This window comes from Desulfosporosinus sp. SYSU MS00001 (assembly GCF_049943955.1).
Lineage (GTDB): Bacteria > Bacillota > Desulfitobacteriia > Desulfitobacteriales > Desulfitobacteriaceae > Desulfosporosinus.
In genome coordinates, this window is record NZ_JBNFTW010000004.1 from 167,736 (window position 1) to 191,992 (window position 24,257).

The following is a 24,257-nucleotide window of genomic DNA, read 5'->3' on the forward strand; positions in this document are numbered from 1 at the left end:
ATGAACTTGCGTCCAGAAGAAATTAGTTCTATTATCAGACAGCAAATTGAACGCTATGAATCGGCTGTCGATACCGTAGACGTCGGGACAGTTATCCAGGTTGGTGACGGAATTGCCCGTGTTTATGGTTTAGAAAAGGCCATGGCCGGTGAACTCTTAGAGTTTCCCGGTAAAGTATATGGCATGGCCATGAACCTTGAAGAAGATAATATTGGTTGCGTTATTCTTGGACCTTTCACGGGGATCAAAGAGGGCGATCAGGTCAAGAGAACAGGCCGGATCGTGGAAGTCCCTGTCGGCGAGGCTTTGATTGGCCGCGTTGTTAATGCTCTTGGTCAGCCTATTGATGGCAAAGGCGAAATTGTAACGGATAAATTCCGTCCCATTGAAAACCGGGCATCTGGTGTTATTTCCCGGAAATCAGTGCATGAACCTGTGCAAACTGGTCTTAAATCAATTGATGCTATGGTACCCATTGGCCGTGGTCAGCGGGAGTTAATTATCGGTGACCGTGAAACAGGTAAAACTGCTGTGGCAATCGATACGATTATTAACCAAAAAGGCCAAGATATGATTTGTATCTATGTAGCTGTCGGACAAAAAGCTTCAACAGTTGCCAGCGTCGTACAAAAATTAGAAGAAAACGACGCTATGAAATACACGATTGTCGTTGCTGCTACAGCTTCTGAATCAGCACCTATGGTTTATATTGCGCCTTATTCTGGTGCTGCCATGGGTGAAGAATTCATGTATAACGGCAAGCATGTCTTGATCATTTATGATGATCTTTCGAAACAAGCGGTTGCTTATCGTGAACTTTCACTGCTTCTGAAGCGCCCACCAGGCCGTGAAGCATATCCTGGGGATGTTTTCTACCTTCACTCCCGTCTATTGGAGCGGGCTGCCAAACTTTCAGACGAACTCGGCGCCGGTTCAATGACAGCACTCCCTATTATTGAGACTCAGGCTGGTGACGTTTCGGCCTATATTCCTACAAATGTTATTTCTATTACAGACGGTCAAATCTTTTTGGAATCAGACCTCTTCTACTCCGGTTTCCGTCCGGCTATCAACGTTGGTCTCTCCGTTTCTCGGGTAGGCGGCAGTGCGCAAATCAAAGCCATGAAACAAGTAGCAGGTCAGCTCCGTTTGGACCTTGCCAGCTATCGTGAATTAGCAGCATTTGCCCAGTTTGGTTCTGATTTGGATAAAGTCACCCAAATGCGCCTTAATCGTGGTAAAGTGACAATGGAAATTCTTAAACAGGCCCAGTATGCAACCCTGCCTGTTGAAGAAGAAGTTGTTGTAATTTACGCGGCGGTTAAAGGTTTTACCGATGATATTGACGTTGAAAAGATTGGGAAATTCGAGCAAGAGTACCTGCGTTTCATGCGCTCCGTTAAGGCTGACCTGTTGACTAAAATTCGCACCGAAAAGGCGCTCTCCAATGATATGATCGCCGAACTGGAAAAGGCGATTAACGAATTTAAACAGGGGTTTGTGGCCTAGATTAAAAAGGAGTAGGTGAATGAGGTGGCAGGAGTACGCGATATTCGTCGCCGGATCCGCAGTGTACGTAATATGCAGCAGATCACGAAGGCGATGAAAATGGTTTCCGCGGCCAAACTCAGAAAAGCCCAACAAAAACTTATCGCTGCCCGCCCGTATGCCAACCAATTGCAAGGAGTCTTGGAACGCCTATCACAGGCAGGGGATACTGTTCATCCGCTCTTAGTCAAGCGGCCTGTGCAAAAGGTGGTTTATGTGTTAATTACATCAGACCGTGGTCTCTGCGGAGGGTATAATGCTAACCTGATTCGGAAGACGTCCGGTTTGATTGCCGAAACGCCGCAAGATGTTAAGTTGGTGACGGTAGGCCGCAAAGGTCGGGATTTCTTCCGCCGCGGTAAAATTGAGTTTTTGGCTGAGTTTGTAGCGCTTGGCGATGATCCAAGTTTTAATCAAGCAAAAGAAATAGCTCAGGAAGTAGTTCGCCTTTACGAGCAAGGTGAAGCTGATGAAGTATATCTATTGTATACTGAGTTTGTTAGTGCTATTACGCAAAAACCTGCTCAAGTCAAATTGCTTCCCATCGAAAAACCTGAAGGTAAACACGGAAAACAATATATTTTTGAACCGTCTCCTGACGAAATCCTTGCAAGCTTATTGCCGAAGTATGTTGAAACACAGATCTTCCGCTCAATCCTTGAAGGAAAAGCTAGTGAGCAAGGTGCCCGGATGACGGCTATGAGTTCGGCAACAGATAATGCTACGGACATGATTGATCGGCTGTCACTTGCTATGAATAGAGCTCGACAGGCGGCAATTACCAAGGAAATATCTGAAATTGTCGGTGGAGCAGCAGCATTAGAATAAGCTGCCGGAAATACCTAATAAGGAGGTTATGCGCCTGTGAAGAACGGCAAGGTATTGCAAGTCATGGGACCGGTAGTTGACGTTGCATTTGCACCCGATGAACTGCCGGAAATATATACTGCTATCAAGATCAAGGTTCCCGAGAAGAACATTGATCTAACCTTAGAAGCAGCTCAACATCTTGGGAACGACACCGTACGCTGCGTAGCTATGTCCTCAACCGATGGTTTGCAAAGAGGCATTGAGGCTATAAACACCGGTGCGCCGATTACGATTCCTGTCGGACCCGCGACTCTTGGACGGATGGTTAATGTCTTAGGAGAACAAATTGATAATGTCGGAGAGATCAGTAATGAGCATACTTATCCGATCCACCGTCCGGCTCCGGCGTTTGAAGACCAAGAACCATCAACCCGTATTTTGGAAACCGGAATTAAAGTTATTGACTTACTGGCCCCCTACTCAAAGGGTGGAAAGATCGGACTCTTTGGTGGTGCCGGTGTTGGTAAGACAGTATTAATTATGGAACTCATTAATAACATTGCTAAGCAACACGGTGGTATCTCAGTATTTGCCGGTGTTGGTGAGCGGACTCGTGAAGGAAATGACCTTTATCACGAAATGAAAGAATCCGGCGTTATCGATAAGACCGCCATGGTGTTCGGACAAATGAACGAACCACCTGGAGCGCGTCTGCGTGTAGGGTTAACCGGACTGACCATGGCGGAGTACTTCCGTGATGAACAAGGTCAAGACGTGTTGCTCTTCATCGACAACATTTTCCGCTTTACCCAAGCTGGATCTGAGGTTTCGGCTCTGCTTGGCCGGATGCCTTCCGCCGTTGGTTACCAGCCAACCTTAGCAACTGAGATGGGTCAATTGCAAGAGCGGATTACGTCTACTCGTACAGGTTCTATTACATCGGTACAAGCTATCTATGTGCCGGCCGATGACTTAACAGACCCGGCTCCGGCAACAGCATTTGCTCACTTGGATGCTAAAACCGTTTTGTCCCGTGCTATTGCTGAAATCGGGATTTACCCTGCTGTGGACCCGCTGGATTCAACATCACGGATTCTTTCGCCGCAAGTACTTGGTGAAGAGCATTACGCGGTTGCCCGACAAGTTCAGCAGATTCTGCAAAAATATAAAGAGCTGCAAGATATTATTGCAATTCTGGGTATGGATGAGTTATCTGAAGAAGAGAAACTTATCGTTGCTCGAGCTCGTAAGATTCAGCGCTTCTTGTCACAGCCATTCTTCGTCGCAGAAAACTTTACGGGTTCGCCTGGAAAGTATGTGCCCTTGAAAGACACAATTCGTGGCTTTAAAGAAATTGCGGAAGGTAAATACGATGACATCTCTGAGGCCGCCTTCCTAATGGTGGGCCCCATTGAAGAAGTCGTTGAAAAAGCCAAGAAAATGGGGGCGTAAGCCATGGCAAGCACATTCACTCTAAACATTGTCTCTCCTGAAGGGAATATTCTGAAGGAAGACGTTGAGTTCGTTGTTCTGCCCGGTGGAGCCGGTGAGCTCGGTATTTTGCCTAACCATGCGCCGCTGATTGCAGGACTTGATGTCGGTGTTGCTCGTATTACTAGCAATGGCACAGTTAAACGTGTAGCAGTAGCAGGAGGTTTTGTAGAAGTTGCTGACAATTCTGCAACCATTTTGGCAGATACGGCAGAGCTAAGTGAAGCTATAGATCTTCAGCGTGCTATTGCGGCTAAAGAACGTGCAACTAAGCGTCTGTCATCACAAACCAGTGAAATTGATGTAAAACGGGCAGAGTTTGCCCTGCGTAAAGCTTTGGCTCGTATTAGCGCCTCAGAAAACAAAAAGTAAAATCAGGATGTGATCTCTTAACAGATTTCACGATCCATCTGGAAGAATATATGGTTTTAAAAGAAAGAGGACCCTTTAGGGTCCTTTTTCTTTTGGCTGCAATATCCAAACCAGTCAACTTTAAGGACTAGCTTACGTAAAAATCCGAAAAATTTATTTGAAAGAATGCCAATAATATCGTTAGCTTTTGTTTGATTTGGCAAAACTAAATGTAAGTCAAAGGTGAGAGAGGTTTGAATTTTGAAAGACAGAGTTCTAAAAAAGTTTGAAAATCATAGCCGGTTCATCGGCATAATAATTATTTGTCATTTGCTTATAAGTATGAAAGCGAACACTTTAATGGCAAATAGTCAAAGAACTACGGAATGTAAACCTAATGAGACGATACCGTTACTATTAAATTCTAAATTTGCGGCAGGTAACCTCGCGACGGTTAAAGTGATCATTTGGTTTGATAATCCTAAGCTTTCCATTGATCACTTAGCAAAGCCTCCTTTGAAGAATTGGACCTGGACTTCGAAGTACTCTCAAGCAGGAAATGGTAATCAAGCGTTGACAATTTCAGGGGAAGGAATCGTAAATAAAATACAAGAACTTCAAGTGTATACGTGGTATACTATAATGGTGCCGAAAATTGCTAAAGAAGGCGGAAGGATATACTTCGATGAGCGTATTCCGGAAGGTCTTGATATATCTGCCTATTTAAACTACATACAAGCTCAGCCGGTTCAGTGGACCCTATCGAATAATTTAATATCCATTGCAGCCTATGAACAGCACCTTAACCCGAGGGTGAGGGTGGGCAAAGATTCCCTAAATCTACAAGTGCTTAGTCGGGGAACAGCAGGAAAAGGTGAAACAGTTTTAGCTATTCCTGTGTTACTGGAGGAATTTTAGATCAATTAGAGAGGAAATTCGTCGAAATCAAGCAGGAGAAAATACTAGGTAGAGAGAATATTAGTTAGCTGTGCTAATTATAAACCTAGAATAGGGGGTGTCTTCATAATTTGAGTAAGCTTATTATTACCGGCGGTAAACAGCTTGAAGGGACAATTACTGTAAGCGGAGCAAAAAATGCTGTACTGCCTATCATAGCTGCAAGTTTGCTTTGTGCTGAACCTATACGACTCGAGGATGCTCCAGATTTACTCGATGTAAATATCATGAATCAGGTGATTTCCGCTTTGGGCGCAAAGGTTGTTCGGAAGGGTTCAACACTGGAAATACAAGCAAGTTCGATAGATTGTATTGAGGCGCCATATGAACTCGTCTCTCAGATGAGAGCGTCGATTGTTACCATGGGCCCGGTTTTAGCTCGTCAAGGCCGTGTGCGAATTTCCCATCCCGGTGGGTGCGCCATAGGTTCCCGTCCTATAAACTGGCATCTGAAAGGTTTGGAAGCCTTAGGCGCAGAGGTTAAGATGGATCACGGGTTCCTCGATGTTACTGCGAAGGAGCTTAGAGGCGCCAGGATTTATTTGGATTATCCCAGTGTAGGCGCAACAGAAAATATTATGATGGCGGCGGTACTGGCTCAGGGAACAACGCTGATTGAGAATGCAGCTCAAGAACCAGAAATTGTTGATTTAGCTACATTTATCAATGAAATGGGCGGAAAAGTTCGTGGTGCCGGAACGAGTATAATTCATATTGAAGGGGTTCGGGAACTTCATGGTACTACGCATACGGTGATACCTGACCGCATAGAAGCAGGAAGTTATATGCTGATGGCTGCCGCGACAGGCGGAAATGTTTTAGTACAGAATGTCATCGCGGATCATCTTAAACCCCTAATCGCGAAAATGGAAGAGTCAGGAATTGGTATCAGCGAAGAAGGTGATGGAATCCGGGTCGTTGGCGACGGTAACTATACTTCCGTTGATATTAAAACTCAAGTGCACCCCGGGTTTCCGACGGATTTACAGGCACCCTTTATGGCTTTCCTGACCAGAGCTAAAGGTACGGGGTTAATAACAGAAACTGTCTTTGAAAATCGTTTTATGCATGTCGATGAACTTAAACGCATGAGAGCAGAAATTAAGATCGAAGGGCGAAGTGCCGTTGTTCAGGGGATTCAGCGTCTCAATGGAGCGCCTGTGACAGCGACGGATTTAAGAGCCGGTGCTGCCTTAATACTAGCTGCTTTAACGGCTGAAGGAACGTCTGAAATACGGGGAATTCAGCATATCGATCGAGGGTATGAGAAAGTAGAAGAAAAACTTTCTCGTATTGGAGGCAATATTATTCGTTCGGAGTAATTCATTGCGTGGTTTTTAATTCAAAGATGGGGTGATAACAAACTTGCTGTTTGTTATCACCCCATTTTGGTTTTAGGGTTCTTTTTATATCTCTTGCCATATTCGAAAGTCAGTCTGCATAGATTGAAGAGAAGGCTTGGACTTTGGGGGGGACACAATGAAGAAAGAGTGGATGTGGCTTATTGTCATTTCGATATGTATAGGATTAGTAATTCCCTGGAGTGTGCTGCGCTGGCAAAGAGAGAACGTTAATACTAAAGACATAGTAATTAGGGTACTTATGACCAATGGGAGGGTGTCTTCGATGCCCCTTGAGGACTACCTTGTGGGAGTTGTGGCGGCGGAAATGCCAGCAGAATTTCAACTCGAAGCGTTAAAGGCCCAAACAATAGCTGCTAGAACCTATGCTGTTAAACAGTACAGTACGCGAAAATTAACTGATAAAGGCTATGATGTCGACACAACAGTTAAGACACAGGCATGGCTGTCCAATGCTCAAATCAGGAATAAATGGGGCCTAGTAAATTATTGGCGATATCGAGGAAAATTAGAAAAGGCTGTAAAAGCGACGCAAGGGATGGTCCTAGTTGCCAATGGCGATTATATTGATGCATTTTACCATAGCAGCAGCGGAAGAAAGCCAACAGAACGATCTGAGGATGTTTGGGCTTCTTCTCGTTCATATTTGAAAAATGTAAGTTCTGAAGAGACAAACCCTGAACGGTATGTTCAGAGGATAAGCTTCAGCCGAGAGGATTTAACCAAGAAACTGGGGATTTCCTACGTGTCCCAGCAATTAAACTTTCAAATCTTAAGTAAGACCACTGCAGGAAGGGCGAAGACGGTAAAGGTACTGGGTAAAGTCTTTGAAACCACTCAGCTCAGAGTATTGCTTGGATTGCCTTCTACGGACATAGAAGGGGTTGTCCAGGGAGAGCATTTAGTAATTACGGCCTATGGCAAAGGACATGCAGTTGGTATGTCCCAGTGGGGAGCAAATGATATGGCTCTCCGCAATATAAAAGCGCAGGAAATATTAACTCATTTTTATCCGGGTGCTAAAATTATGCAGATATCAGTTAACTAGGGAGAGCCCGTAGATAAGATCCTGCCCCAGGACTCGTAAAACCTGCTGTCTGATGGAGGACTAAAAGAAAGAAGAATCGGCAACGATACTACTTGAGGTGAGTGCGATGATCCACTGGAGAGTATCCTTGAGCTGGATTTTAGTATGGAGTTGTTCACTCTTAGTAGGGGTTGCTATTCTATGCTTTGGCTATTTTAATAATTCGATAAAACACTTCCAGCAACGGGAGCCGTTACAAATAGAACACGCGACACAAGCAACAGCCAAGCAAGAGATATTATCAACACAGCATCATTTGCAAACAGATCCAGCCTCAGAGTCCCAAGCTCAGAAAGAAAAGGTACTGAGTAAGGCAACTTTAACATCCAAGGATTTTCCAAGTCCGGTTCAAGGAAACATTCTCCGAGGAGTTGGAAACTGTTACATAGAGGCCATAGAAAGTTACATGTTTCATCCGGGCGAAGATTTTTCGGAACCTGAAGGGGCAGTTATTCGTGCAACTCATCAGGGAAAAGTCGTTTTTGCCGGCCATGATCCGCTTCTGGGAGAGAAAGTAGTCTTAGATTGCGGTCAAGGATGGATAGTAACCTATGGCTGCTTGGAAAATCTTTGGGTTAAGACCGGGCAGAATGTAGAGAAACAAGGGCTGCTGGGTCAAGTTGGTTTCAACCCGGGTGCGGAAGGAATTAATGGTCAGCCTCAGCTGCATTATGAGGTTTGGCATGGCAATACCATCCCAAACATTGATACAGGTGGTTCAACTACCTAACGTTTGGAGATTTAAAGGAATATGTTTAATGAGAACACAGTATTTACCATGTGAGGACATCCATTTATGGATGTCTTTTTTCAATGAGAATGCATATAAATGTACTACACATGTGGACGAAAGGAGGACTCTGCGTGCAAGAGTATATTCGCAAAAGGGTACTCGATATCGGGACGTATATTTTGGAATCGAGTGCAACAGTTAGGCAAACTGCAGATGTTTTTGGTGTATCAAAGAGTACTGTACATAAAGATGTGACAGAAAGACTGCCTTTGGTTAATGAAAAACTATCTATGGAAGTCAAGCACATCCTAGAAACGAATAAGGCAGAGCGTCATATTCGGGGAGGAGAGGCTACAAGAAAGAAATATCAAGAAAATTAGCCAAAATTATGGACTAGAAATTAAAGAGAATGTGTAAAAAAGTTAAGAATCGTAAAGGATTTAGAAATTATATCACGAATTGATACCTTAGAAGAAAGCAAATCTCCCGTAAGGGAGATTATGCTATTTGATGCTATATTTGGAATTGAATTTGGACAAGCTATTGATAACGAAAGGGGTATTTCCGGAAATGTTTGGAATAGACTTAGGGATAGATTTAGGTACGGCAAGCGTTTTAGTTTATGCCAAAGGAAAAGGGATCGTATTACACGAACCTTCAGTAATTGCTATTGACCGTAATTCCAGCAAACGTATAGCAGTAGGAGAAGAAGCGCGCTTAATGATAGGACGGACGCCGGGAAATATTGTTGCCGTGCGGCCAATGCGTGATGGCGTAATTGCAGATTATCAGACAACTGAATTAATGTTGAAATATTTTCTGGAAAAGGCGGGAGCAAAACGCTTGCCCTTTTTTAGGACTAGGGTGGTTGTCTGCATTCCCTCTGGGGTAACTGAAGTAGAGCAGAGGGCTGTGAAACAAGCAGCCTATCAGGCTGGTGCTAAGGACGTTAAAGTCGTTGAAGAACCCTACGCAGCAGCCTTAGGTGCAGGCCTGGACATTTCCGGACCAACAGGCAGCATGGTTGTTGATATTGGCGGAGGAACAACAGATATAGCCGTTCTTTCTCTCAATGGTATTGTAGCAAAACGCAGTCTTCGCGTTGGCGGCGATAAATTTGATGAGGCTATCAGCCGATATATTCGCAGAGAACATAATTTAATGATCGGTGAGAGAACGGCTGAGGAAATAAAAATTGCCGTTGGAGCTGCAATACCTGAGGGCAGACCATCTGCAGATATTGAAGTACGCGGACGGGATCTTATTACAGGGTTGCCTAAGACAGTAAAGGTTAATTCACAAGAGTGTTACGTTGCCTTGGAGGAATCCATTGAAGCCATTGTCGCAGGTGTAAAGGAAGTTTTAGAGAGAACTCCGCCGGAGCTTTCTTCGGATATTCTGGATAAAGGAATAATTATGACTGGCGGAGGCTCTTTAATCTATGGATTTGATACGCGTATTTCCCGCGAAACAGGATTGCCGGTTAGTTTGGCAGAAGATCCTATTTCCTGTGTAGCCTTAGGCACGGGCAAAGTACTCAATGGATTTTAGGACTTCAGATCATAACTCTTTATACCCTACGATATTGTCCAAGGTGAGTGCCCTTACGGATGGAGCCTTCCGTTCGATTTAAAGCCTCCCTTGGATTTTTTCATGATCAGGATTCACCTTTAAAGAAACTTTGTTAACCTGGACGTGATTCCCTGAGCGAAAGGAAAGATTCTTATGCGAGTAACCGTCTTGGGGGTTACTATAGATACATATTCCATGGCTGAAACCGTGGAGAAAATCAAATTAGCAGTTCAAGGTCGGACAGCGATTCGAATTGTAACGGCAAACCCTGAAATGATATATGCTTCACAGTATAATCCTGATCTAAGGGACGTATTAAATTCGGCCGACATAATTACCGCAGATGGAATTGGAGTCGTCTGGGCGGTACGTCAGTTAGGAGTTCAAATTAAGGAGCGAGTGACAGGGATTGATTTAGTGCAATCACTTTTCCCGATTGCTAATACTAAGAAATGGCGTATTTATTTTTTAGGTGGAAGACCCGGAGTTGCAGAGCTGGCGGTGAAAAAGGTTTCTTCTGACTATCCCGCCATAACCTTCAGTTTTAGTCATGGCTATTTTAGCTCAGAGGAGGAGGCAGACATCTTGAAAAAAATTACTGATTTCCAACCGGATGTTCTGCTGGTCGGTTTAGGGGCTCCGCGTCAGGAATTTTGGTTAAAGGAGCATCCGGGTTTAGCATATGCGGGTATTGGTGTAGGGGGTAGTTTTGACGCGCTTGCCGGGACTGTCCAACGTGCACCTAAGAAAATTCAGGATCTTCATGTTGAGTGGCTCTACCGCTTGCTGAAAGAACCTTGGCGGTGGAAGCGTCAAACCGTTTTGCCCAGATTTCTTTTCGAGGTATTGTGGCAGCGCTTTAAACTTAAGACCTTTTGAGACAGGTTCTCGGTTACGATGTTAGGGGAGAAGCGTCCTATATAGTTGCTCGGTCGCTCGAACCATCTCTTCGATGGAAAATAAAGGCCAGCGTCTATGCCCTGAAGAAACAAGGGAATGAGCCAGCTCTGGATTGTCAAGAAGCAGAGTACAGGCTTTAATAAGCTCTGGAACATTTTCGGGAGGTACTAATAAAGCCTCTTTCTCAGGGCGAACAATCTCGGGAATTCCCCCAACGTCACTGGCCACAATGGGAATTCCAAGTTGCATGGCTTCGAGAAGAACTAAGCCCATACCTTCACTTACGGAAGGCAGCACAAAAATATCCATGGCCGGGAGGGCCCTATATGCTTGTGGAAGATATCCGGCTAAAGTATAGGATAACGAAGTCTTTTGCAGCTCTGATTCTAAAATTGGATGCAGTGGCCCCTCACCAATGATTAAAAGATGAAGTCTTGGGAATCGGCGACTTAGTTCACTGGCAGCACGGCATAAATAAACATGACCTTTGGTAGGATGCAAACGGCCGATCGTTCCTAGAACAAGAGCATCATTTGGAATTCCCCATTGCTTTCGAAATTGATCCCGCAGCATTGATGCATTGACTAGTGGAACAGGAGCCTGTCCGTTATAGATTGTTGTGAGGTGCTTGCCTCCTCGGGAAGATACTTCGTTAGCAAGATAGTGGGAGACAGTAATTATAGATGAGGTCAATGGGAGGGTGAGCCGATCGAGGCCAATTGCCAGGCGTGCCGACCAGGGAGACAAATAATCATGAGCAAGTGAACTGTGGACAGTTGTTACATTGGGGAGTTTAAGCAGAGCTGCGCCAATTCGGCCGAGAAGATTGGCGCGTGAACCATGGGTGTGGACAAGATCAATGTTTTGTTCACGAATCCAGCGCATAAGGCTGGGAAGGAGGGACAGATCCAGAGGGTGGCGCATAGAAAAGGTCTGAGTAGGAACGATCGGTTCTGCAAGCGCTGCAAAAGGCCCCTGAGTCAAACAGACTAATGAGGGGAGGAAATGTGATCGGTCTAGATTTTGAAGAAGGGTAAGAACATGCTGTTCGGCTCCTCCAATTTCCCCTCCCCCTATGATATGTAAAATTTTGAAGGTTTTCATAAGGCTTGTCATCTTCCCTTCAACTTGAAACTTAGGTATACTAGGTATAAGAATTATCATGATTTAAGATAGGGATGCCAACGTTATGAAGAGTATCTGATTCTCATCATAAGATAAAGGTGTACATGTCTGCAAGTATTTGGCAAGATTCAAGGAGGAGTTTTCGTGCTAACTAGTCAAGAGATACAGGAGATTATTCCTCACCGATATCCTTTTTTATTGGTGGACCGTATTATTGAGTTAGAGGAAGGAAAACGGGGTGTAGGAATTAAAAATGTATCGATAAATGAACCTTTTTTTCAAGGGCATTTTCCGGGCCATCCCATTATGCCGGGGGTTTTAATTCTTGAGGCTTTAGCTCAAGTTGGGGCAGTAGTCATTTTGAAGATGCCCGAATATGCCGGATCCTTAGGGCTATTTGCCGGCTTGGATGAGGTGAAAATTAGAAGGCAAGTTACCCCCGGGGACCAATTGCGTTTAGAAGTTGAGGTATTAAAACTTCGAAAGACCTTTGGAGTTGCCAAAGGCAAGGCCTATGTGGGAAATGAACTTGCTGTTGAAGGCGTTCTCAAATTCTTTTTAGAGAGGCGATAGGACACTGATCCAATCGTAAGACTCTCACTTCTACAAATGGAAGCCACCCGATGTTCAGCTTTAGCTGAACGAGATCACTGCAGTAACAACATAATAAGTCAGCAAAGCCAGGAGCATCTCTGTACGCCTCCTGGCTTTTTTGTACGATCGGTGCTGCTAACCTGCCGCATTTACCAGAAGCTGCAAGAGATTCACTCAACTCCTAGTTAAAACATAAGTTGTAAGCAGGAGGTGAGAGAATGTTATTGTGGTCTTTTATTATAACGCTGATCATGTTACTGTGGAATACGAATTCCCATTGGGAATGGAAGGTTTCCCTGAAATTGCAGACGTTTATTCAGGTTAAAAAAGAAACGTTAGAACGTAAGACAAAACGAATAGTTTATGATCGAAAGCAATTAAAGGAAGATGAACTGGAGAAAGGAATAAGAGATCTTCATAAAGAATTTCCTCGTTTGTATAATATCGATCATTGCCCTGTTTGGATTGAAGTTCTTGTGGATCAAACAATGTCCTTAGAACCAAGAAAAAAGTACTTAGCATGTCTTCAGCGAAGGTTTCCGTATATAGAAATTTCAGCGGGTCAACAAAAGTATGGGGAGCTAGGTTAAGAACTCGAACATAGATAGAATAAGAGGTTCATTATGGACTTTTATCTGACGTTAAATGAAGACGGTGACGTCGGTTATACTTTTAATCAAGGGATGGACAGGTTACCCCCCAAGGTCAGCTGTCTTAAGATCCCTTTGCCCTTGGGGGTTATTCAGTCTGTTCAAACTCAAATGACAAAATTCAAAAAGCAAAGGCGTTTTCGATTAAGGGGAAATCATCATGAAAGGATAAGATCTGAACTATTCAAGGTATTAAATAACCGTGACTGGGATGTCCCAAAACTTACTTGGGAAGAGGATTTTGTAAGTTTAAGGAGTGAAACGCCTGCCTCAACAGCCGGCAAAGGGGATGACAAGGAGCCCCTGTTTCAATGCTTTGATTGGCTTGTTCGGGGAAGACAACTTTCAGGGGAAGACTTAAGAAATTTGGCTCACGAGTTAAAGTGCTATGAGGGGACTGTTTTACAGTTTGCCCAGATAAATGTAGCAGCAAAGAAGGCAGAGTGGATCCCTGCTGTATTACGTCAAGGGGAGGGTTGGCAATGTCAGCGATGCGGTGCGAAAGATATCAAAGAGTGGCCCAGTTTTTACGGTAGGGCGGGAACTTGTCTCAGCTGCATGTCCTTGGGATCAAGCACTTCACTGAAAGCGTTTTACCGCGACTATCGTCCCTTGCTTGAGGACTCGGAAAAGGTTGATTTCCGCCCGCATTGGAAATTAACAGAGGCTCAGGGTGCCGCCGCCGAGGAAATCCTGGATTTCTTAAAGGATTCTTCCGAGACAAAAGCTCTTTTATGGGCGGCATGTGGCAGCGGGAAAACAGAAGTTTGTTTTCCTTCTGCAGCTTGGGCTCTCGAACAAGGAAAGTCAGTTTTATTCGCTGCCCCCCGTCAAGATGTTATTTATGATGTAGCCCCAAGACTGAAACGAGACTTTCTTGGAGTTACTATCCAAGTTCTGACAGGTAACGCACCGGTTAAATTTCAAAGGGGAAGGGTGGTTTTGGCAACAACCCACCAAGTCCTGAGATTTTGGCAGGCTTTTGACTTAATAGTTCTCGACGAGATGGATGCTTTTCCGTATCAGGGAAACGGGGCTTTGGAGTGGGGTCTGAAACATGCCTTACGCTCGAATGGCAAGCTGCTTTATCTGACAGCAACTCCTTCACCTGAAGGTTTAAAAGAAGTTTACCGCGGAAAGATGCGCCTAATTCGTCTTCCGGCACGGCATCACCGCTTTCCTTTGCCGGTTCCAATTATCGAGAGATCGTCTCAAAGGTTTGACCCTGAAGGGAATCCGCCGTCTCTTAGAAGAGACCGTTTTGAATCATTACGGCATGAAGGACGAATTTTAGTTTTTGTCCCAAAAATATCTTGGATTCAGCCGTGGGTTAATCGATTTCGCCAATGCTTTCCTGAGTGGAAGATTGACGGGAGCTACAGTTCAGATCGTGAGCGATCAGTAAAACTTGAAAAGTTACGTCAAGGCAAATTTGATCTTTTTGTAAGTACGACAATTTTAGAACGGGGAATAACCTTAGAGGGGATACAGGTTGTTGTTTTAGGAGCAGATCATCCGGTATTTGATGAACGAGCCCTGGTCCAAATGGCAGGCAGAGTTGGGAGGACCCGGAAAGATCCTGGCGGTTACGTCTTATTTATGGCCCATTTGGAGACAACGGCTATAAAAAAGGCAATCCACTGGATTGAAGATCAAAACCGATTGGCGCTGGAGAAGGGACTTATTGGCGAAGACTTAAAAGGGGATTTCAAATGAATGAGTTTGTTAAGGAAGGATTTAAACTTATTCGCGCCTTATGGTATCTAGAAAGATCCGGCTGTGTTTTCTGCGGAGGGCATCCTGGCCCAATTTGCCCCAACTGTACCAGAGAGCTCCTTCATCCCGAATTAGGCCGCTGCCTGAGATGTGGGAAATTGATTGTTCAAGAAAGGACTCTTTGTAAGGATTGCACAGAGGGAAAGGGCCCCAAGTATTTAAAAAAGGTAATTGCCTGGGGGCATTATACTGGCTGCTTAAAAGAATTTATTCAAAACGTCAAATTTGGAGCAAACCCCATGCGTATGATGCAGATCAGCCGGCCGTTAGCGGATTGGGCCATTAGAGAGCTGCCTCCTGTTGACGGTATTTTGGCAGTGCCGATGCATTCAACACGCTTGGCGGAGCGGGGATTTAACCAGGCCGAACTTATTGCATCACTAATACATTGGGAGCTAGGACTGCCGATTCTTCAAGGAGTTGAACGATTTAAAGCAACCCCGCCTCAAGTTGCCCTCTCCCGCCAGGAACGGCTGCAGAACTTGAAAAATGCTTTTGCTTTGCGGAGCAAAGAGCCTTTTCAGGGACGCAGTGTATGGCTTATCGATGACGTCACAACCACAGGATCAACCTTAGATGCTGTGGCAGAAGTTTTGTATAAAGGCGGAGCAAAAGAGGTTTATGGTTTGTGTTTGGCTGCCGGCTTCGAAAAAGTACTTGTGCCCGGGTTTGATTAGAGTTATAATAACAAGTGGATGGGCAGAGCCTGTTACATTTTTTTACGTAAGGGGAATATCTTTCATGGCCTTTGAAGACAAAGAACTAGTATGTAAGGACTGCGGAGCAACATTCATTTTCACCGCCGGAGAACAAGAATTCTACGCTGAAAAAGGGTTCGAAAATGAACCACAACGTTGCCGCGAGTGCCGTAACGCACGTAAAGCCAGTCGTAATGCACAAGAGGGCAGATCACGTGAAATGTTTACTGTAGTTTGTGCGGATTGCGGAGTGGAAACACAAGTTCCTTTCCAACCGACATCTGATCGCCCGGTATATTGCCGCGAGTGCTATCAACACCATCGTCCAGCTCGTGAACAATATTAATTTAATGCATTATATTGATTAATTGAGATTTAACAAGCATTGGTTGACTATGTCGGCCAATGCTTTTCTTCTTGTATGCCTGGACATATTCATCGACAAAGTTACCCACAACCTTTCTGGGAGAAAAAGCGCATTTTTGACACTTATCCACATTATCCACAATTGGTTGTGTGTAACTTTCGAGGGATAACTTCTATAAGAACCATTCTTTTGATAAATTCGAAGGTAAGCAGCTATGTTTTTGTCCAATCGTAAGACTCCAACTTCTACAATTGGGAGCGCTTCTTAGACCTTTGAACAAAGGAAATTAAAGAAGGAAAAAAATAGGTATTGAATGATTATGCACCTGTATGTATAATTGTAACCACAAGGATAAGCTGACTGAATGGATACCTCATTTTAAGATCTATTCAAGGACAGTGCGTTAAAAGGGAGGAAAATTAAAATGTTTAAACCAAAGTTTCGTGTGATTTTGGCTGGATTGCTTAGTCTCAGTTTATTTGCTCTCGCAGGATGCGGAAGCACAAGTACAACCTCATCTTCATCTTCATCAACTCCAGCATCGTCGTCCAGCGAGAAGGTTCTGAAAGTCGGTTCTGATATCACCTATGCCCCCTTCGAATTTATGGATGACAAACAACAACCAACTGGATTTGATATGGAACTTATTCAAGCTATCGGAAAAGATATTGGATACAAAGTCAGTATTGAAACATGTTCCTTTGATGGTTTGATCACTGCTTTGCAAGCTGGTAAGTACAATGCTGTCATTTCTGCCATGACAATTACCCCTAAACGTGAACAGAGCGTAACTTTTAGTGACAAGTACTTTAAATCTATGCAGTATATCGCTATGAAAAAAGGCTCAAACTTTAAAACTCTTGAAGATTTAAAAGGGAAAAGAGTCGGGGCTCAACTCAATACGACTGGTCAATTTGATTGTGAAGATAAGGGAATTACCCCCAAAAAATATGATACTACTCCAGACGCTCTTAGTGACTTGCTCAATGGCGGGGTGGATGCTGTTGTTGCAGATTCACCGGTTGTTCTGTGGTTCCAAGCCCAAAATCCAACGGCTCAAATTGAAGTGGTTCCGGCAAATGTTGATCCTGAGTATTATGGAATTGCAATGAAGAAAGGAGATACAGAATTAGCCGGCAAGGTTAATGCTTCCTTGAAAAAGCTGATCGATAATGGAACATACGGTGAAATTTACAAAAAATGGTTCAAGAAAGATGCTCCTAAATTATAAGAGCTGGATTTAAAATAAGGCAAATGATTTCGCTTTTTAAAATTCTAGAATGAAGTTATGCCAGGGAAAACATTTTTGGAAAATAAATAAATTAGTAAAAGAGAAGGTAACTGAGTGCCTTCTCTTTTGCATCTAAACGAACTATCCAAAATTGATTTTTTGTGGGATAAAATTGTATTCATGGTTTATGTGGGTATTTTAGCTTGTATAAATTTAAGCTAATAGGTATAATTTTAGACAGCGATCACGGAAATCATAAAGTTCTGTTACCTATTATTGGTTTGTTCTAACAAAATGAAAATGAGGAGGATTTTTCGTGGGATTGAACTGGAATGCAGCCATTGAAAGCATCCCTGTCTTAAATCGTGCGGCTCTACTTACACTGGAGCTAACAGCCGGTGCAGTGGCCATTGGGGTTGTGATCGGACTTATTATGGCCTTAGGACGGCTGTCGAAAATAACAATTTTGCGTGGAGCTGCTATTACCTATGTGGATTTTTTTCGAGGCACTCCTTTATTGGTTCAAATCTTTTTAGTTTATTTTTTAATACCTAAACTTCTCCATTGGCAGGAGCTTCCTGACAACTATCAATATATTGCGGGTGTTGTTGCCATGGGGCTTAATTCAGGAGCATATATAGCGGAGATTTTTAGGGCAGGGATTCAATCAATTGACCGGGGACAAACCGAGGCTGCTCGTTCCTTAGGTATGACCCATTCTCAGGCCATGCGCCATGTTATTCTTCCGCAAGCCTTCAAGCGTGTCATCCCGCCATTAGGAAATGAGTTCATTGCCTTACTGAAAGATTCCTCCTTATTGTCGATTATTGCTATTGAAGAGCTTTTTTACAGTTCCAAAATTATTGCGGGGCGAACCTTCCAACCGATACCCATGTATATTGCAGCTGCATTGTACTATTTAGTAATGACACAATTAATTTCCCGGTGGGTTGCGTATATGGAGAGGAGGCTGGGCAAAAATGATATACGTTAAGAATTTGCATAAATCCTATGGAAAGCTGGAAGTGCTTAAAGGGATTGACTGCCATATTCGTGAAAAAGAGGTTGTCGTGGTGATCGGACCCAGCGGCTCCGGAAAAAGCACCTTTTTGCGCTGCCTCAATAAGTTGGAAGAGCCGACTAAAGGAGAAATAATTATTGACGGCATCCCCCTTAATTCTGAGGTAAATGTTAATGCCATTCGCCGCGAAGTCGGAATGGTTTTCCAACGCTTCAATTTGTTTCCCCATATGACAGCTATTCAGAATATAACCTTGGCTCCGGTAATCGTCAGAAATATGAATAAAGGGGAAGCTGAGAAAATTGCCATGGAGCTTCTGGCCAAAGTTGGACTCTCCGACAAAGCCCACGAATATCCGGATCACCTCTCAGGCGGACAACAGCAACGGGTAGCCATCGCCCGGGCATTGGCCATGAAACCGAAAGTCATGCTCTTTGACGAGACAACATCGGCCTTAGACCCGGAGATGGTTGGTGAAGTTCTCGCAGTTATGAAAGACCTGGCTCGGGAAGGTATGACCATGGTGGCGGTAACCCATGAGATGGGCTTTGCTCGTGAGGTCGGGGATCGAGTGATTTTTATGGATGAGGGAATTATCATGGAAGAAGGAGAACCCAATGAGGTGTTCTCAAATCCCAAGAATGCCAGAACGCAGGCATTTTTGAGCAAGATATTATAAAGGACCTTTTTAAGCGCGCCGAGGCTATAAGCTAAAGGCGCGCTTTTCTGTGTCTGATGATAATTCTGACACGCCCAAAACAGACGCCCGCACATGAAATGTGCCGTCACCCCAAACCCCTTTCTCATCTTTCGTTCCCCACGTCGTTCCCCGGACCTAAGCTTAGGACGCAGTATGACAACAGCGTGACGTCTTTTACGTAAGCAGCCCAGCAAACTTCGTGAAAGCGACTGACCCCAGATACGGGGTAGCGCACAGGACGTGCGCTGCCGCCATTGCGCCAGGGACGGCGCATATGGCACGATAGTCTCCGGTGGAGATTATCGCCGTAGGCGGGTTCTCCGAAAAAATACTATCGCCGTAGGATGAACCCCGCTCCCCAAAGCAAGGAGCGTGAACGTTAGTTTGCTCTGTGTCGTAAGACAGAACGATGTGTCATATAAGTCCCGCTAACGTTTAGACTTCCCCAAACTTGGTTATCCTCCTAAAGGTAAGTATTGGTTCAAGGAATTATCCTTTGAACTATAATAATCAAGGAAGGTGTATTTTTTGTGGTAGGTAAAGTCAAATGGTTTAACAAACAGAAGGGCTATGGCTTCATCGAGCAGGAAAATGGACAGGATATTTTCGTCCATTTTCAATCGGTTGTCGGAGAAGGCTTTCGTACCCTCGAGGAAGGCCAAAATGTAGAGTTTGATATTGTTCAAGGCCCGCGAGGGGAACAGGCTTCTAATGTAATGGTTCGCTGAGAAGGGTTTAGATCGCCTGAAGAAAGAATCGTTTTTTGAAACGATTCTCTCTTTAGGTTTAAACAAAAATATCTTGGGGAAAGTTAAAAATCAGCAGGATTTTTTCGAGAAATCGGGAATGTTACATATACCAGCTATAAAGGGGGTTGAAATATGAATATCATTATTCGTGGTAAACATATTGAACTAACAGACGCATTGAAAGAATATGTTACAAAACGGGTAGGAAAACTTGAAAAATTTTCGGATGAGTTTATGGATGTACAAGTAACATTACTTGTTGAGAGAGACCGCCATCGTGTTGAGGTAACTGCACCGATTCATGGAATGATTCTTCGCGGTGAAGAAGAAACTGAAGATATGTATTCTTCAATTGATATGGTTGTAGAAAAGCTGGAACGCCAAATTGATAAGTATCGGACAAGAATTAATAAGCGTATGCGCTCAAAGGTTATGAAAGATCATGATGTTCAACCGGCTTCAACCGTCGAGGAACCGCGTGAGGAAGTTGTGCGGCATAAGAAATTCCCTGTGAAACCCATGTCCGTCGAGGAGGCTATTATGCAAATGAACCTCATTGGACACACCTTTTTTGTATTTACGAATTCCGAAACGCAAGAAATGAATGTGGTATATCTGCGAAATAATGGGGATTATGGTTTGCTTCAGCCTCAATTTTAAGGTGTCAAACTAATTATGCTTCAAGCGTAGGCCCGCTTTTGCGGGCCTTTTAATGTGGAGGAAAATTATCCCATTGACAAATCCCCTGATTCAGTTGCAGTGGACTGTCTGGAATGTTAAAATTATGAAGACACAAGATTGAAGAAGGGTGGATATAATGGGGCTTTTAAATTTATTTGATGATAATGCCCGGGAAATCAGGAAGTACCAAAAACGTGTTGATGTGATTAACAGCCTTGAACCGAAGATCCAAGCCTTGAGTGATGATGAACTGAAAGGAAAAACTATTGAATTCAAAGAACGCTTAGATCAAGGGGAAAGTTTGGATAGCTTATTGCCGGAAGCCTTTGCCGTTGTTCGTGAAGCCAGTCGCCGGGTTATTGGGCAACGTCACTATGACGTGCAGCTTATTGGAGGTATGGTTTTACATGATGGTCGGATTGCCGAGATGCGTACAGGGGAAGGGAAAACTCTTGTAGCGACATTGCCCTCCTATTTGAATGCACTAACTGGACAAGGTGTCCATGTCGTAACCGTTAATGATTATTTGGCCCGCCGCGATAGTGAATGGATGGGCCAAATTCACCGTTTTCTGGGTCTAAATGTGGGTCTTATCGTTCATGGCCTAAGCTACGAGGAGCGTCGCACCAGTTATGCTGCGGACATTACCTATGGAACTAACAATGAGTTCGGCTTTGACTATTTGCGGGATAATATGGTTACACGTCCGGATGGCCTTGTTCAACGGGAACTCAATTATGCTATCGTTGACGAAGTGGACTCAATTCTCATTGACGAGGCCAGGACTCCCTTAATTATTTCCGGTGAAGCGGACAAGCCAACGGAATTATATTTTAGGGTTGCTATGATTATTCCCCGTTTAAAGACGGAAGAAGATTACAAGGTCGTAGAAAAAGAGCGTGTTGTCACTCTGACAGAACAAGGGGTAAGCCGCGTCGAGAGTATGTTGGGCGTGGAAAATCTCTATGAAGATATCCATACAGAGTTAGCCCATCACGTTAATCAGGCCTTAAAAGCCCATACTCTTTTTAAACGTGATCGCGACTATGTAGTAAAAGATGGTGAAGTTATCATTGTCGACGAATTTACCGGACGGTTAATGTTTGGCCGTCGTTACAGTGAAGGACTACACCAAGCTATCGAGGCCAAAGAGGGCGTGAAAGTCGAAAAAGAGTCACAAACCTTAGCGACAATTACCTTTCAAAATTACTTTAGGATGTTTAAAAAACTTTCCGGTATGACGGGAACAGCTATGACCGAGGAACCAGAGTTCCGAAAAATCTATAAACTTGATGTTGTAGAAATTCCCACCAATAAGCCTGCGATCAGGAAAGATGAGTCCGATGTCATCTATCGGACGGAAAAAGGTAAATTTTTAGCGGTTGTGGAAAGTATTATTGAACGTCATTCTAAGGGCCAGCCTGTTCTTGTCGGAACTGTTTCTGTGGAAAAATCTGAACATCTTAGTGCTATGTTAGAGCGGCGAGGAATCCCCCATCAAGTCCTCAATGCCAAATATCACGAAAAAGAGGCTGAGATTGTCGCCCAGGCAGGGCAGCTCGGCATGGTTACAATCGCGACGAATATGGCTGGCCGTGGAACCGATATTATCCTTGGCGAGGGTGTCGACGAACTCGGGGGACTGCACATTATTGGTACAGAACGACATGAATCCCGTCGGATTGATAATCAATTGCGAGGCCGGGCAGGACGTCAGGGAGACCCGGGTTCAACACAGTTCTTTATTTCGTTGGAAGACGATTTAATGCGGATGTTTGGCGCGGAAAATATTATGGGGATTATGGATAAATTGGGAATGGACGATTCTGTGCCGATTGCTTCCCGTATGATTTCCCGCTCCATAGAGTCTGCTCAGCGCCGCGTCGAGAATCGCAACTTTGATATTCGAAAACACGTCCTTGATTATGATGATGTCATGAATCAACAACGTGAGGTTATTTATGCTCAGCGTCGTGCTGTATTAATGGGCGAAAATCTCAAAGATAATATTCTCGAGATGCTTGAAAAAACCGTTAAAGACAGCATTGCTATGTTTAGTGGAGAAAGTCCTTTCCCGGAAGAATGGGATTTGGAAGGCTTAGTTGGTTATGTAGAAAACTTCTATTTGCCGGGGACCCATTTGGACCCTGAACAGTTAGGAGATCTTTCCAATGAAGAAGTTGAAGAATTCTTATTGGAAAAAGCAAAAGAACTGTATCAAAAACGGGAAGACGAGTTTGGTTCAGAACTAATGCGGGAAATTGAACGTGCAGTTATGCTGCAAGTGGTAGACAGCAAATGGATGGACCATCTTGACGCTATGGACATGCTGCGTGAAGGGATTGGGCTGCGAGCCTACGGACAAAAAGATCCTTTAGTTGAATATCGGCGTGAAGGATTTGAAATGTTCCAGGCTATGATTGATTCTATTCAAGATGATATCATTCGTTATGTTCTCCGAGTGACTCCTCAAGTTCGGGAAGAAACTTCAGAGCAGCCTCGAAACATCACCGAGAACCGCTATGAAGGAGAGCCCAGTGCCCCGGTGCATACAGGGGATCAGATTGGTCGGAATGATCTCTGCCCTTGTGGAAGCGGGAAAAAGTATAAGAAGTGCTGTGGAGCAGAGGACAACGTGAAATCGAAATAGAACGAAAAGGTTATGCTTTTAAAAATAGGTTTGGAAGGGTGAATTGACAGTGCTTTCTGATTGGAAAAAGGATCTGGAAACTTTAAATGCACGCTTGGCAGATTTGAGGGTTTCCCTTTGACGTCCCCCAGAGAATAGAAAAGATAAGTGCTCTGGAGACTGAATTTCATCGCCCGGATTTATGGGATGATCCTGTTCTCGCTCAAAAGATTATGCAAGACTTAGCGTTTCACCAGGGAAAGGTAAAACTCTACGAGGAGTTAAAAAAGGATCTGGAAGAAACGGAAACTCTTTGGCAGTTAGCGATAGAAGAAGATGATGTAACTCTTGAGCCGGACGTCGAACAGGGAGTTAAAGCACTGTTTACTAAATTTGAAGCCTTGGAACTGGAACTTCTTTTGTCTGGGCCCTATGACAGGAATAATGCCATTGTCACGCTTCATGCCGGCGCGGGGGGCACTGAGGCTCAGGACTGGGTACAAATGCTCTGTCGAATGTATACCAGATGGGGAGAACAACACGGATTTAAAGTGGAAACTTTGGATTTCTTACCCGGTGAGGAAGCGGGTATAAAAAGTGCTACGCTGTCTTTTAGCGGTGAAAATGCTTATGGATACGCTAAGTCGGAAAAGGGAGTCCATCGATTGGTACGGATTTCCCCTTTTGATGCATCGGGTCGTCGTCATACTTCCTTTGCGTCCGTTGATGTTATTCCGGAAGTTGCTGATGACAGCGAAATTACAATTGATCCGGAAGATTTGAGGGTGGACACTTACCGCTCGGGAGGAGCGGGAGGTCAGCACGTGAATAAGACTGATTCGGCTATTCGGATTACTCACTTGCCAACTGGAGTTGTAGTTCAATGCCAAAGTGAACGTTCCCAGATTCAAAATCGAGCCGCCGCTATGCGGGTTTTGCAGGCTAAGTTGCTGGAACTAAAACGCAAAGAACAAGAAAATGAAATTTCAGAACTTCGGGGTGAACAACAAGAGATTGCTTGGGGAAGTCAAATTCGCTCATATGTCTTTCATCCCTACAGTATGGTGAAAGACCATCGCACCAATGTTGAAACCGGAAACGTGTCTGCCGTGATGGACGGTGAACTTGACTCTTTTATTGCAGCGTACTTGCAAAAAACGAAAACAGTCCGTTAATTTTAGCGGTAAAATCATCTTGGTATGAGTATTGAAAGGAAAACCTCACTC

The 24,257-nt window shown here is 44.1% G+C and carries 24 protein-coding genes; 23 read left to right on the forward strand and 1 reads right to left on the reverse strand.

The features are described 5' to 3' along the window. From atpA to ACPUYX_RS09570, 11 genes are all read left to right on the forward strand, one after another. On the forward strand, positions 1-1,509 hold the full coding sequence (gene atpA, locus ACPUYX_RS09520) for a F0F1 ATP synthase subunit alpha (protein WP_426379429.1): 1,509 nt from the start codon (positions 1-3) through the stop codon (positions 1,507-1,509). A 24-nt stretch (positions 1,510-1,533) separates the two neighbouring features. Continuing rightward, on the forward strand, positions 1,534-2,376 hold the full coding sequence (gene atpG, locus ACPUYX_RS09525; protein WP_426379430.1) for an ATP synthase F1 subunit gamma: 843 nt from the start codon (positions 1,534-1,536) through the stop codon (positions 2,374-2,376). Positions 2,377-2,412: 36 nt separating this feature from the next. Then, positions 2,413-3,810 carry a F0F1 ATP synthase subunit beta gene (atpD, locus tag ACPUYX_RS09530; RefSeq protein ID WP_426379431.1) on the forward strand — a complete coding sequence of 466 codons (1,398 nt, stop codon included), beginning with the start codon at positions 2,413-2,415 and terminating at the stop codon, positions 3,808-3,810. 3 nt (positions 3,811-3,813) lie between these two features. Beyond that, a complete protein-coding gene (locus ACPUYX_RS09535; protein ID WP_426379432.1) occupies positions 3,814-4,221 on the forward strand; it encodes a F0F1 ATP synthase subunit epsilon in 408 nt (135 codons plus the stop codon). Positions 4,222-4,461: 240 nt separating this feature from the next. Next, positions 4,462-5,118, forward strand: a complete 657-nt coding sequence (locus tag ACPUYX_RS09540; RefSeq protein WP_426379433.1) for a hypothetical protein — start codon at positions 4,462-4,464, stop codon at positions 5,116-5,118. A gap of 110 nt (positions 5,119-5,228) precedes the next feature. After that, entirely contained in the window at positions 5,229-6,479 is a 1,251-nt protein-coding gene (gene murA / locus ACPUYX_RS09545; protein ID WP_426379434.1) for a UDP-N-acetylglucosamine 1-carboxyvinyltransferase, read from the forward strand. Between the two features lie 157 nt (positions 6,480-6,636). Then, complete coding sequence (gene spoIID, locus ACPUYX_RS09550; RefSeq protein ID WP_426379435.1) at positions 6,637-7,566, forward strand: stage II sporulation protein D; 930 nt, start codon at positions 6,637-6,639, stop codon at positions 7,564-7,566. A gap of 127 nt (positions 7,567-7,693) precedes the next feature. Beyond that, on the forward strand, positions 7,694-8,335 hold the full coding sequence (locus tag ACPUYX_RS09555) for a murein hydrolase activator EnvC family protein (RefSeq protein WP_426379436.1): 642 nt from the start codon (positions 7,694-7,696) through the stop codon (positions 8,333-8,335). 134 nt (positions 8,336-8,469) lie between these two features. After that, positions 8,470-8,718 (forward strand): sporulation transcriptional regulator SpoIIID, encoded by a 249-nt coding sequence (gene spoIIID / locus ACPUYX_RS09560; RefSeq protein WP_009619498.1) that lies wholly within the window; start codon positions 8,470-8,472, stop codon positions 8,716-8,718. A gap of 190 nt (positions 8,719-8,908) precedes the next feature. Beyond that, entirely contained in the window at positions 8,909-9,889 is a 981-nt protein-coding gene (gene mreB, locus ACPUYX_RS09565) for a rod shape-determining protein MreB (RefSeq protein WP_088227254.1), read from the forward strand. A gap of 174 nt (positions 9,890-10,063) precedes the next feature. After that, a complete protein-coding gene (locus ACPUYX_RS09570; RefSeq protein ID WP_426379437.1) occupies positions 10,064-10,789 on the forward strand; it encodes a WecB/TagA/CpsF family glycosyltransferase in 726 nt (241 codons plus the stop codon). A 21-nt stretch (positions 10,790-10,810) separates the two neighbouring features. On the opposite strand, the gene ACPUYX_RS09575 is transcribed toward ACPUYX_RS09570, so the two are convergent. Further along, a complete protein-coding gene (locus tag ACPUYX_RS09575; protein WP_426379438.1) occupies positions 10,811-11,914 on the reverse strand; it encodes a glycosyltransferase in 1,104 nt (367 codons plus the stop codon). 165 nt (positions 11,915-12,079) lie between these two features. Here ACPUYX_RS09575 and fabZ point away from each other — a divergent pair, with 165 nt between their 5' ends. The 12 genes from fabZ to prfB all read left to right on the forward strand — a co-directional run bounded on the left by fabZ (position 12,080) and on the right by prfB (position 24,206). Further along, a complete protein-coding gene (gene fabZ, locus ACPUYX_RS09580; RefSeq protein ID WP_426379439.1) occupies positions 12,080-12,508 on the forward strand; it encodes a 3-hydroxyacyl-ACP dehydratase FabZ in 429 nt (142 codons plus the stop codon). A gap of 239 nt (positions 12,509-12,747) precedes the next feature. Continuing rightward, entirely contained in the window at positions 12,748-13,119 is a 372-nt protein-coding gene (locus tag ACPUYX_RS09585) for a hypothetical protein (RefSeq protein ID WP_426379440.1), read from the forward strand. Positions 13,120-13,152: 33 nt separating this feature from the next. Next, positions 13,153-14,895, forward strand: a complete 1,743-nt coding sequence (locus ACPUYX_RS09590) for a DEAD/DEAH box helicase family protein (protein WP_426379441.1) — start codon at positions 13,153-13,155, stop codon at positions 14,893-14,895. Then, on the forward strand, positions 14,892-15,632 hold the full coding sequence (locus tag ACPUYX_RS09595; protein ID WP_426379442.1) for a ComF family protein: 741 nt from the start codon (positions 14,892-14,894) through the stop codon (positions 15,630-15,632). The genes ACPUYX_RS09590 and ACPUYX_RS09595 overlap by 4 nt, the downstream gene beginning before the upstream one ends. A 64-nt stretch (positions 15,633-15,696) precedes the next feature. Then, on the forward strand, positions 15,697-15,999 hold the full coding sequence (locus tag ACPUYX_RS09600) for a zinc-ribbon domain containing protein (protein ID WP_014829426.1): 303 nt from the start codon (positions 15,697-15,699) through the stop codon (positions 15,997-15,999). Positions 16,000-16,444: 445 nt separating this feature from the next. Next, on the forward strand, positions 16,445-17,251 hold the full coding sequence (locus tag ACPUYX_RS09605) for a basic amino acid ABC transporter substrate-binding protein (protein ID WP_426379443.1): 807 nt from the start codon (positions 16,445-16,447) through the stop codon (positions 17,249-17,251). A gap of 316 nt (positions 17,252-17,567) precedes the next feature. After that, positions 17,568-18,245: an amino acid ABC transporter permease gene (locus ACPUYX_RS09610; protein WP_426379444.1), complete on the forward strand. Its 678-nt coding sequence runs from the start codon at positions 17,568-17,570 to the stop codon at positions 18,243-18,245. Continuing rightward, positions 18,232-18,951 carry an amino acid ABC transporter ATP-binding protein gene (locus tag ACPUYX_RS09615; RefSeq protein ID WP_426379445.1) on the forward strand — a complete coding sequence of 240 codons (720 nt, stop codon included), beginning with the start codon at positions 18,232-18,234 and terminating at the stop codon, positions 18,949-18,951. The genes ACPUYX_RS09610 and ACPUYX_RS09615 overlap by 14 nt, the downstream gene beginning before the upstream one ends. Positions 18,952-19,502: 551 nt before the next feature. Beyond that, complete coding sequence (locus ACPUYX_RS09620) at positions 19,503-19,700, forward strand: cold-shock protein (protein ID WP_047808886.1); 198 nt, start codon at positions 19,503-19,505, stop codon at positions 19,698-19,700. A 153-nt stretch (positions 19,701-19,853) separates the two neighbouring features. Continuing rightward, on the forward strand, positions 19,854-20,381 hold the full coding sequence (gene hpf, locus ACPUYX_RS09625) for a ribosome hibernation-promoting factor, HPF/YfiA family (protein ID WP_426379446.1): 528 nt from the start codon (positions 19,854-19,856) through the stop codon (positions 20,379-20,381). Positions 20,382-20,538: 157 nt separating this feature from the next. Continuing rightward, on the forward strand, positions 20,539-23,052 hold the full coding sequence (gene secA, locus ACPUYX_RS09630; protein ID WP_426379447.1) for a preprotein translocase subunit SecA: 2,514 nt from the start codon (positions 20,539-20,541) through the stop codon (positions 23,050-23,052). Between the two features lie 49 nt (positions 23,053-23,101). Further along, a protein-coding gene (gene prfB, locus ACPUYX_RS09635; RefSeq protein ID WP_426379448.1) for a peptide chain release factor 2 occupies positions 23,102-24,206 on the forward strand; the annotation gives its coding sequence in 2 pieces (ribosomal slippage) (positions 23,102-23,170 and positions 23,172-24,206; 1,104 coding nt in all). The last annotated feature ends 51 nt before the right edge of the window (positions 24,207-24,257 follow it).